This is a genomic window from Pseudomonas sp. 300 (assembly GCF_055803035.1).
On sequence record NZ_JAVLRV010000002.1, the window covers coordinates 1,716,420 to 1,727,147 of the forward strand.

Annotated in this window: 11 protein-coding genes; 1 reads left to right on the top strand and 10 read right to left on the bottom strand. The window is 59.8% G+C overall.

Annotated features, from left to right (window positions below):
- Positions 1–127 precede the first annotated feature (127 nt).
- The 7 genes from Q7W83_RS14375 to argH all read right to left on the bottom strand — a co-directional run bounded on the left by Q7W83_RS14375 (position 128) and on the right by argH (position 7,508).
- Positions 128–1,477 (bottom strand): MmgE/PrpD family protein, encoded by a 1,350-nt coding sequence (locus Q7W83_RS14375; RefSeq protein ID WP_473656237.1) that lies wholly within the window; start codon positions 1,475–1,477, stop codon positions 128–130.
- The gene (locus Q7W83_RS14380) at positions 1,474–2,361 is read right to left on the bottom strand and encodes a polysaccharide deacetylase family protein (RefSeq protein WP_473656238.1); all 888 of its coding nucleotides are present in this window, start codon (positions 2,359–2,361) and stop codon (positions 1,474–1,476) included. The genes Q7W83_RS14375 and Q7W83_RS14380 overlap by 4 nt, the downstream gene beginning before the upstream one ends.
- Positions 2,354–3,202: a polysaccharide deacetylase family protein gene (locus Q7W83_RS14385; RefSeq protein WP_473656239.1), complete on the bottom strand. Its 849-nt coding sequence runs from the start codon at positions 3,200–3,202 to the stop codon at positions 2,354–2,356. The genes Q7W83_RS14380 and Q7W83_RS14385 overlap by 8 nt, the downstream gene beginning before the upstream one ends.
- Positions 3,203–3,413: 211 nt before the next feature.
- The gene (locus tag Q7W83_RS14390; protein ID WP_150634340.1) at positions 3,414–4,238 is read right to left on the bottom strand and encodes an ABC transporter substrate-binding protein; all 825 of its coding nucleotides are present in this window, start codon (positions 4,236–4,238) and stop codon (positions 3,414–3,416) included.
- Positions 4,239–4,276: 38 nt separating this feature from the next.
- Positions 4,277–5,041, bottom strand: a complete 765-nt coding sequence (locus Q7W83_RS14395) for an amino acid ABC transporter ATP-binding protein (protein WP_150634341.1) — start codon at positions 5,039–5,041, stop codon at positions 4,277–4,279.
- Between the two features lie 10 nt (positions 5,042–5,051).
- Entirely contained in the window at positions 5,052–5,930 is an 879-nt protein-coding gene (locus Q7W83_RS14400; RefSeq protein ID WP_150634342.1) for an amino acid ABC transporter permease, read from the bottom strand.
- A gap of 150 nt (positions 5,931–6,080) precedes the next feature.
- Positions 6,081–7,508 carry an argininosuccinate lyase gene (gene argH, locus Q7W83_RS14405; RefSeq protein WP_150634343.1) on the bottom strand — a complete coding sequence of 476 codons (1,428 nt, stop codon included), beginning with the start codon at positions 7,506–7,508 and terminating at the stop codon, positions 6,081–6,083.
- A gap of 307 nt (positions 7,509–7,815) precedes the next feature.
- Here argH and Q7W83_RS14410 point away from each other — a divergent pair, with 307 nt between their 5' ends.
- Positions 7,816–8,787, top strand: coding sequence for a LysR family transcriptional regulator (locus Q7W83_RS14410; protein WP_473656240.1), 972 nt, complete (start codon positions 7,816–7,818; stop codon positions 8,785–8,787).
- Here Q7W83_RS14410 and Q7W83_RS14415 read toward each other — a convergent pair.
- The 3 genes from Q7W83_RS14415 to Q7W83_RS14425 all read right to left on the bottom strand — a co-directional run.
- On the bottom strand, positions 8,732–9,292 hold the full coding sequence (locus tag Q7W83_RS14415; RefSeq protein ID WP_473656241.1) for a GNAT family N-acetyltransferase: 561 nt from the start codon (positions 9,290–9,292) through the stop codon (positions 8,732–8,734). The genes Q7W83_RS14410 and Q7W83_RS14415 overlap by 56 nt on opposite strands.
- 95 nt (positions 9,293–9,387) lie before the next feature.
- A complete protein-coding gene (locus Q7W83_RS14420) occupies positions 9,388–10,518 on the bottom strand; it encodes a hypothetical protein (protein WP_473656242.1) in 1,131 nt (376 codons plus the stop codon).
- The coding region (locus Q7W83_RS14425; RefSeq protein ID WP_473656243.1) for a hypothetical protein at positions 10,502–10,728 on the bottom strand (227 nt) is incomplete at its 5' end. The genes Q7W83_RS14425 and Q7W83_RS14420, both read right to left, overlap by 17 nt.

A 10,728-nucleotide genomic window follows, 5' to 3' on the forward strand; every position in this document is an offset into this window, starting at 1 on the left:
CATGGTGTTCGTCGATGTACCGTGTCGCGGCTATCGCCGGCAAGCCGGTCTCGCTCCAACATTTGAAATGCGTTCCCCTGTGGGAGCGAGCCTGCTCGCGATGAGGCCGGACCGGGCAACACAAAACTCAAGCCAGCCACCGATCCAGCGACCGAACCGATTCCAGTGCTTCCAGCTGCCACAACTGCCCGATCAATTCCTCAGCCTGCGACCTCGGCATCACTCGCCCGGCCAGACTGAAAGACTTCTCCTCCAGCGCCTTGTCACTCAACGGATTCCCCGGCGCCCCCAAAGGTGGATCGACACAAAGACTCGCCCGCCGACCGTCCACGGTCAGCACGCTGACAACAGGCTCGCCATCCTCTGACAGTTGCGGGTCTACTTCAAGGCGAATGCGCGACATCCACTGAGCTATCCGTGGATCGCACCGCTGTTCATCGTCATAGGCTTCCAGTCGGCAGTGACCCTGCACCAACCGGGCGGCAAGGGCGTACGGCAGGCTCATCTGCGCCGCCGCCAGCGTGCTCACCTCCTGCCCCCCGCACATGTCCTGCAGGAAACCGCACAGCGACACCTGAATGTCCTCGACCTGATCGATGTTGACCTGCAGCTGTTCCAGCAACAGCCCCAACGCGTCGATGGCCGAATGCGTTCCTCGGCATGAGGCGTACGGCTTGATCGAACAGCGGGCGAGTTTCCACACGACACCCAGATCGGCATCCAGCGCCTCAGGTTGTGCCGTTTCGCCGGCCAGGGTTGGCAGAAAACCGCCCCAGACGTCATCGAACAACTTCGCGGGTCCGCTGATGCCTTGCTGGGCAAACCGCGCCGCGAGCAGTCCACCCTCGGCCGCACGACCGCTGTGCAGTTTTTTGCTTTGCGAGCCGTCGTGGATGAAGGCCCACAAGCCGCCGCTGAAACTGCCGGCGATGCCGAGTGCCGACACCATTTGTTCGGCGTTCAACCCCAGAATGAGCCCACTCGCGGCCGCCGCGCCGAATATCCCGCAGGTCGCCGTGGAGTGCCAGCCGGCGCCGTTGTGTGCCGAATAACCACCACAGGCTTCGAGCACGCGGCGGCCTACGTCGTAGCCGATGACCACGGCGGTGATCAACTCGCGACCGCTGACAGGCCTTGTGCACATCGACACCGCAGCCATCACCGCCGGCAGCACCACCGCGCCGGAATGATCGCAGCCACCGGTGTCGTCCAATTCCAGCGCATGGGCGGCGACGCCGTTGAGCATGGCGGCCTGAGCGGCGCCGACCCGCACCTCCGTGCCCCAGACCAGCGTGGTTCCGCCTTCACCCTCGAACACCTGACGCGCCTGCTTTGCCACGTCGCTGCCAGCCCCGGCCAGCGACGCGCCAAAGGTGTCGAGGATGTGCCGCGTGGCTTGCGCCACCAGTGCCGGGGGCAAGTCTTCAAATCGTGTGTCGACGCAAAACTGCGTCAGCCGTTGCAAGCGTTCGGTCATAGGAGGTAGTCCCGATAATGCCGCTCGTACACCGACGCCGGGTGATCCTCGGTCACAGGCTGCGCAGTATCGGCCCACCATTGAGCGACTTCGGCTCCGGTGGCGATCCACACGTCGTTGTGTTGCTGGATGCCCTGGAGCAATTCGCGCAACACGCCAATCCGTCCCGGTGTGGCAATGATTTCCGGGTGCAAACGCAGCACGTAACACAGCCCGAAGCGGTGAAACCCGGCGAAGTCCATTTGCAGGTTGCCCAGCGTGTGGCTGTAAGAGGCGATCCGCGATTGCGCCGGCGGCACCGCCGGGCTCAGGTTGAAGGCGAAGTAGGGTTCGTCTTCCAGTTCGTAATGCAATGGCAGCTCGATCACGCCGGGCGCCGTGGGGTGAGCGAACGGCAAATCGTCGCCACGCCACGAGGAAGACCAGCGAATGCCTTGATCCCGTAATGCCTCGATGAAACCCGGCGCACCGTTGCCGGCGGGAATGCGAAACCCGGTAGGGCGTTGACCGGTCAGCGCTTCCAGCGCTTTGCAGCCACGGTAGATCTCGGCGTTTTGCTGCTGCAGATCGAGGGTGTCGTAGTTCTGGTGGCGATACCCGGCGCAGGCAATCTCATGCCCGCCCGCCTGAATCGCCCGGATGTGTTCCGGGTTTTCCTCGGCAACGATGCCGGGGACAAACCAACTGCTGCGTACACCCAGTTCTCCGAACAGACCCAGCAAGCGGTCGACACCCCGTTGTGTGCCGTAACGCCAGACTGACAGCGTCTTGTCGCGCCCGGCGACTTCCGGCGCCTGGGTGAGAATCCCGTGAATGTCGTTGTAATCGACGGTCAACACCACCGCGCAGCGATAGCCGTCAGGCCAGACGTTGGAATCAGCCATGGTGATGCTCCTTCAGCCACCACTGGGCGACGTCGCGACAGGTGGCGAACCACACGTCGTCGCGCTGACGCATGTGTTCGAAGAGTTTTTCCAGCAACAGGATGCGCCCCGGTTTGCCGATGATCTTGGGGTGAAACAGGGTGGTCAGGCACAACCCTTCATTCATGGCGCCGTCGTACTCGCGGCACCAGTTGTCCAGGGTCAGCTCGTAGCTGGCGGTGCGGTCCAGCCCCGAAGGAAAGTCGGGCGCTCGGGTGTAGGCAAGGGAGGCGTAGTCGTCCATTTCCCAACGACCAGGGATTTCCACCAGTGGCGTTTCGAAGCCTGGGACGTTGACCAGATAGGGCCGGTCATCGCCGCGCATGCTGCTGGAATAGGTGACGCCGGCTTCCACCAGCATCGCCGGGGTTTCGGCGCGCCAGTCGCCGGACGGCGTGCGGAAACCTTCGGCGCGGATGTTCAGGTGTTTCCAGAACACCTCGCGGGATTTCTTCATCACGTCCTTTTGCTGTTCCAGCGTCAGGGCGTAAAAGGATTCGTGTTTGTAGCCGTGATACGCCACCTCATGCCCGCGCTCGACGATCGCCTGGCACTGTTTCGGCCAGTTCTCCACGACCCAGGCCGGGACGAAGAAGGTGGTCGGTATCCGGAATTCATCGAGCAGATCGAGAATCCGCGGCAGTGCCCGGTAAGGGCCGTAACCACCGAAGCCGAAGTACTCGGGCTTATGCCAGATCGAGCCGTTGAGCATCGCATCGCCGGTGGGGCCGTCGAGGTCGAAGGCCAGGGCGAGGCAGGCCTTGTGCTGGTCGGGCCAGGTGGGTTGGGGTGAGGAGGACATCGTGGTGCTCCAACTATTTATGCATCAGACACAAGACCCTGTGGGAGCGGGCTTGCCCGCGATAGCGGCATGGCAGGCGACATCCCTGTTGAATGTGCCGCCGTCATCGCGGGCAAGTCGAATCGTCGCACCGCTGCTCCCACAGGCTTATCGGTTGGCCAAATAATCGTGATCGACCCAGATCCATAATGGATGCGGATCGTCTGCCTGATTACTTGCCGGCGTTGATGGTCGCTGTCTTGATCGCGCCCAACTCCAGGTCCCATTTTTTCAGGATGGTCTGATAGGTGCCGTCATCGATCATGCTCTGCAACGCCACCTTCACCGCTTCGCTCAGCTCAGGCTTTTTCTTGCTCAGGCCCATGCCGGAGAACTGCACGGAAATCGGCTGGCCGACGGTTTTGTACATGTCCTTTTCCTGAGTCTTCAGGTACGACAACGTCTCGCTGCCTTGCATCGCCGCATCGATACGGCTCTGACGCAGTTGCGCGCGGGCATCCGCCGAGCCTTCGGTGCCGATCACCACGATGGCCGGTTTGCCGGCGGCTTCACAGTGGGCCTTGCTGTATTCAGCGATTTCCGCCGGGAACGTGGTGCGGCGGCTGGTGCCGACTTTCTTGCCGCACAGGTCGGTGATTTCGTTGAAGTCCTTGTTCTTCTGCAGGGTGTAGAACTGCGGACCGCTGGTGAAATAGTCGACGAAGGTCACGCTGGCCTGACGCTCTTTGGTGTCGGTCATGCCCGACAGCACCATGTCGACGCGATCGGTGGTCAGGGCGTTGATCATTTGCTCGAAGCCGGTTTCCTGCCATTTGATCTTCACGCCCAGACGTTCGGCCAGGGCATTGCCCAGATCAACGTCCACACCGGTGAGGGTATTGGTGGCCGGGTCCTTGAAATCCATCGGCGGGTAGTTCGGCATGATCGCGACGACGATCTCGCCTTTTTCCTTGATGCTGGCCGGCAATTCGGCGGCGAAACTGACGCTGGAGGCCATCAGGCCTGCGAGTACTGCTGGGATAACGAAGTTCTTCATGGTCGTTCTCTTATGAGTGTTGTTACGCCAGTCGGCGCTTAGGTTCGAACGGCAGAAATGAAGCTTTGGGTGCGCGGGTTTTGCGGACTTATTAGTATTTCTTCGGGGCTTCCTGCCTCCACGATCTGCCCGCCGTCCATGAACACCATGCGGTTGGAAACCTCACGGGCGAAGCCCAGTTCATGGGTGACGACGATCATGGTCATGCCGGATTGCGCGAGGTCGCGCATCACCGACAGCACCTCACCGACCAGTTCCGGGTCGAGTGCCGAAGTGGGTTCATCGAACAGCATCAACTTGGGGCGCATGGCCAATGCACGTGCAATGGCGACACGTTGCTGCTGACCACCCGAAAGCTCGATCGGGTAGCTGTTGCGCTTGTCGGCGAGGCCGACGCGGGCGAGCAGTTCCACGGCTTCTTCGTGCGCCTCTTTGGGCGAACGCTTGAGCACCTGGCACGGCCCTTCGATGATGTTTTGCAGCACAGTCATGTGCGGAAACAGGTTGAAACGCTGGAACACCATGCCGGTGGCCAGGCGTTGACGGGCGATCTGCGACTCGTTGAGTTCATGCAGTTTGTTGCCGACGATGCGATAGCCCACCAGCTCGCCATCGACCCACAGGCCGCCCTTGTCGATTTTTTCCAGTTGGTTGACGCAACGCAGCAAGGTACTTTTGCCGGAGCCGGACGGGCCGATGATGCACAGCACTTCGCCTTGCTCGACTTCGATGTTGACGTCTTTGAGTGCGTGGAACTGGTCGTAGTACTTGTTCAGGCTCACGGCCTTGACGATGCTTCTCATGTGGGGCTCCTCAAGAACGCTTGCCGGCGCCGCGAGCGAAACGACGCTCCAGACGACTTTGACCAAAAGACAGCACGGTGACCGTGGCCAGGTACCAGATACCCGCGACGATCAGCAGCTCCATCACCCGGGCGTTGGCGTAGTAGATGTTCTGGGCGTTGTAGAGCAGTTCCGAGTACTGGATGACGCTCGCCAGCGAGGTCATTTTCACCATGCCGATGAACTCGTTGCCGACCGGCGGAATGATGATCCGCATCGCCTGCGGCAGGATGATCCGGCGCAGCGCTTGCAGGCGTGGCATGCCGATTGACTTGGCGGCTTCGTACTGCCCGGTGTCCACCGACAACAGACCGGCGCGCACCACTTCGGCGGTATAGGCGCCCTGGTTGATGCTCAAACCGAGGAGGGCGGCCACGAACGGCGTCATCAGGCTCACGGTGTCCATTTCGAACAGGCCGGGGATGCCGATGGTGGGGAAGATCAGCGCCAGGTTGAACCACAACAGCAGTTGCAGAATCAGCGGCGTGCCGCGGAACAGCCAGGTGTAGGTCACCGCCACGTAGCGCAGGATCGGGTTGGCCGACATGCGCATGATCGCCGTGATCACCCCGAACACAATGCCCAGCCCCATGGCCAGCACGGCCATGACAATGGTATTGAGCAAGCCCCACATGATCGCTTGGGAGGTGAGGAACTGGCCGATGTACGACCACTCGATCTTGCCTTCGGCGAAGGCCCGCACCAGGCCGATGATTGCGATGACGATCACGGTGGCGAAAAAAATCCGCCCGTAATAGCGCCGTGGCACGTGTTCGTACTGGGTGATATCGAACTGGTTTTCCGCCAGTTTGCGCTCCGCCTGGAGTCGTTCTGCCTGAGTCTGGCTCATGTTGTTTCTCCGAACTGTTCTTTCAAATCCAACACAGATCCTTGTGGGAGCTAGCCTGCTAGCGATTGCGGTGTGTCAATCAGCGAGTGGTTGTCAGACAGAGCCAAATCGCTAGCAGGCTAGCTCCCACAGGGTTATGCGTGGCGGCCGTTAAAGGCGGAAACCCTGATAGTTCTCGGTCCATTCTTGCTGCGCCGCAAGGGCGGTTTTCAACCGGCCGATCTGCTCGCGCACCTGCTGCGGCGCGGTTCCGCCCCAGCCACTGCGAGCGGCGATGGCGGCTTCGAGGGTCAGGCTGTCGCGCACTTCCGGGGTCAGGCGAGGATCAATCTCGGCTAGCAGCGCCGGGGACGCTTCCCACAGTTCAATGTCGTGCTTCTCACAGGCCTGAACCAACGCGCCGGTGATTTCATGAGCTTCCTTGAACGGCACGCCGCGTACTGCCAACCAGTCAGCGACTTCAGTGGCGAGGGTGAAACCGAGCGGTGCCTGGCGGCGCAGTTCTTCGACGTTGACCTTCATGGTCGCGACCATTCCGGCCATCGCTGGCAGCACCAGCAGCAAGGTGTCGACGCTGTCGAGCACGCCGTTCTTGTCTTCGCTCAAGTCGCGGTTGTACGACAGCGGCAGCGATTTCAAGGTGGAGAGCAGGCCGGTGAGGTTGCCGATCAGGCGACCCGCCTTGCCCCGAGCCAGTTCGGCGATGTCCGGGTTTTTCTTCTGCGGCATGATCGAGCTGCCGGTGGCGTAGGCATCGTCCAGCGCAACCCAGCGAAACTGCCGCGACGACCACAGGCAGAATTCTTCAGCGAGGCGGGAAATGTTGATCCCGAGCATGCTGGCGATAAACAGGAACTCGGCGACGTGATCGCGGCTGGCCACGGCGTCGATGGAGTTTTCGCAGACGCCGCTGTAGCCCATTTCCCTGGCCGACTGTTGCGGCAGGCGGGCGATGGCGGAACCGGCCATGGCGGCAGCGCCGAGGGGCGACAACGAGGTGCGAACGTCCCAGTCCACCAGCCGTTGCACGTCACGCAACATCGATTGGGCGTGAGCGAGCAAGTGGTGAGCGAAGACGATCGGCTGAGCCTGTTGCAAGTGAGTGAAACCGGGGCAGATGCTTTCGATGTGTTGTTCGGCCTGATCCACCAGCGCTTGTTGCAGGGCCAGTACTTCAACGGCCAGGGTGCGCACGTGGTCCCGCAGGAACAGACGCAGGTCGTTGGCGGTCTGGTCGTTGCGCGAACGGCCGGCGCGCAGCTTGCCGCCCAATGGGCCGAGGCGTTCGGTCAGCAAACGTTCGATGAAGGTGTGGACGTCTTCGTCATCCAGCGTTGGCGCGATATTGCCGGCGCTAAAGTCAGCACCGATACCTTCCAGCGCGTCGAGCATCGTCAGGGTTTCCTGCTCGCTCAACAGTCCGGCGCGCTGCAGTTCACGGGCATGGGCCTTGGAACCGGCGAGGTCGTACGGGGTCAGGCGAAAGTAGCGCTCGGGGCAACGGGAGAGGGCCGCCAGGGCTTCGGATGGACCACTTTTGAAGCGGGCACCCCAGAGACGGTCGGTGGTTTGAGACATTGTTGTTTTCCTCGTCGGTAAAGCGAACTGAAATCGGTGTGCCAGGTCGGAAACGTCCGCCGCAAATCAATTGGGCGTGTTTCGGCCTATTCAATATTCAAGGGCAGGGGAAAAGCGCAGTTACGTCGTTGCGAGAGCTGATCGAAGTGTCAGCTTTTAATGGTTCGAAATCAGTGAGTTGGCACTGAAGTACGGAGATTATTAGCGGTTGCCAAGCCTGGTTTTCTGTGTTCATTATTATTGGCCAGCTATGTTTTTGTTGTTGGGCACAGGTTGTTGAATAGCGCACCAGAGGTAAATAAGCATTATGGAAACCCCACTTTCCAATTCCGGAAACCCCGCGCCAAAACCGGTGCAACGGGCACCGCTGGCCCTCAGCGGACTGGATTTCAAACTGCTCAAAGTGTTCAAGGCCGTGGTCGAGGCCGGGGGGTTCAGTGCGGCGCAGAACGAGCTGAATGTGGGGCTGGCCGCCATCAGCAAACAGATTTCCGACTTGGAAATTCGCATCGGCATGCGCTTGTGTACCCGAGGCCGCGAGGGCTTTCATCTGACCGAAGAAGGCCGACTGGTGTATCAGGCGTCGATTGATTTATTTGCGTCGGTCGACAACTTTCGTGACCGGCTTAGTTCAGCGCAAAATGAACTTATCGGCGATCTTGGTGTGGGTGTTATTGATAATACGATTTCCGATGTTAATTCACCGTTAGTTGCAGCGCTTAAACGAATCAATGAAGCGTCACCGAAAGTAAGGTTTCAACTTCAGGCGTCGCAACTGGATGAGGTGGAAAGAGGCGTTGTAGAGGGAAGGTTAGTGGCCGGTATCGTGCCGGTTTATCAGAAACGTGAAGAGTTCGATTATTACGCGTTGTATGAAGAACGCTCAGAGGTTTACTGCGCGGACGGTCACCCGTTGTTTTCGGTGCCGGACGCAGAAATCGGCAGCAACGTACTCAAGGATTACGAGTGCATCAACCACCGCTACGCGATCCATCGCGACAAACTGAATTTTGCCCATTACGACAGCTTTTCCGCCTCCGCCACCCAAGTAGAAGCTGTGGCGCTGTTGATCAAGACCGGGCGTTTCGTGGGTTTTCTGCCCCAGCACTACGCCGCAAACCTGGTCGCCCAAGGGCAATTTCGCGCCGTGCGTCCGGACCTGATCAACATCGTCACGCCGTTCAATCTGATCCTGCGACACAACACCGTGCGCAGTCCGCTGGTCAAGGCGTTCGCCCAGGCATTGGGGGTGGATTTGAAGGCGCCGGTTCAAGGCTGAAGCGCATCGCACAACGGCGCTCACCGGGTAAGCCGTGGGCGATTTCGTCGTTTAACACCTGGGTTAATCGCGGGCCTGTTTCAGCGGGGCTCAATGTTACGAAGCCCATGCCCCGATAAAACAGTTCATTCCATGACAAGTCACGGAACGTGGTCAAAGTCAGACCGGCGAGTTCTAGTCCGCGAGCGTATGAAACTGCGGCTAACAGCAACTTTCGACCAATGCCCCGGCTCTGAAATGGCTGGCTGACGGACAGTTCCTGAATATGCAGTTGGTCGGCGATTTCCCGCGCAGCGAGAAACCCTGCAAGTGCACCTTCCGCCGATTGCGCAACCCAAACCAGCTCTGTCTCGATTGCCCGTTGATGGTGTTCGGCATCGGGTACAGGGCTGTCGGCCAGCCAGGCCAATGACGGGTCGCCGCGAAACAATTGAGCAGCGCAACGTTCGATGACGGGGAGGGCGGGGGCGTCGGTAACCAAAGCGCGGCGAACAATGATCGTCATGTATCTCAAGGGGGGGCTGCCGAAGGTTCGGGCCACGTTCTGTGATGGGTTGGCGGGCAACGATTGGAAATGGTCCTCATCACGTTTGTCAACGTTCATGCGCGACGTTTGTCGGTCGGATTCAAGCGCTGCACCTCGGAAAAAATTTCGGTAATCGGTCGTCGTGGTTGGCGTTTGTGTAATGCGCGGACCTGTAGGCTCATCCGAACGAGTTCTTCACTTGGTTTTGCCCACTGCTCTTTCGGCAACGGCTCGGACCATTGGCGCATCACTTCGGGCATGGCCTGCGGGGCCATTCTCTGGAGGCGGCGGATTTCCCATTCGGTCAGGTGATTGGGAATCGTCCACAGGGTCATGACGTGGTACAGGTACCAGAAAAATCCCGATACCCGACCGCGTTGGCCGTCGCGGATTTGCTGGTGCATGCGTGCACGGGCGTTGTGAAAAGTGTGCAGGCCTTCGTGGGGCGGGTCGTTCGGGCCTTGCAGGTCTTGCAGGTCCTGAATGGATTTGAGGTCGTGGATTTCGTATTCCATGTAACCGCGAATGGCTTCCCAGTGGCTGATGGCCAGCGAAAGACCGAAGCAGGGAAATTCGACGCTGGTCAGGGTCTCGCCGTGCTGGAAACCGATGCCCATGCCGTACTGGCGGTGGATGCCGTATTGGGTGGCGCCTTGGGCTTCGATGACCCAGGCCGAGAGGGATTCCCAGGGGACGAAGAGCGGTTCGGTGGCGCCTTCGGGCATGAAGCAGACTTCGCGGCGTTGGCGGTTGAAGCGGGTGGGGATGATTTCGGCGCGTTTTTTGTGGTTGTGGTGCCAGACGCCGAGGCCGATGAGGAGGGTCCAAAAGCCAGTTTGCATGGCTAGCGGGTAGGACGCATGGAAGATCCCTTGTATGGAGTCCGAAATATCTTCCCAGCCATATCCAAGTACTAGTCCAAGGAAGCCGCCAATTAGTGGGAACAGAAATGCAATCATAAATGCACCGCTGAATGGACCGCCCAGTGTTATCTGCCACATAAAGACTTGAGGCGATCCCAACCCAAAGTCTATGTACACATCATTTAGTTCCCCGATATGCGGGCCATGTGGCGGCAACGCTGTCGGTAATGGCAACGGCGCGAGATAGGTGATTCTTCCGCTGGGAAACGGCTCGATTTCACCGGCTTTGCGGGATTGCTCAAGGTGCGCTGCAGGCAAGGAGCTATCATTCTTGGTGGGCATGGTCGGCCAGCTCCAACAGATGGGTTTCAACCCGCAACAACGGTGGATGCTCGGTAACGGATTGACGGGGCAACGCAGGGAAACGCCCCTCAGCACGGGGGTTAAGGCGAATGACTTCAGTCCGCGATTCCCACACCCCCTTGGCGTTCAAGGTTTGTACACAGACGGCCAATTCCAGCGTTTCGGACGCTGGGGTAAATTCAGAGTCAG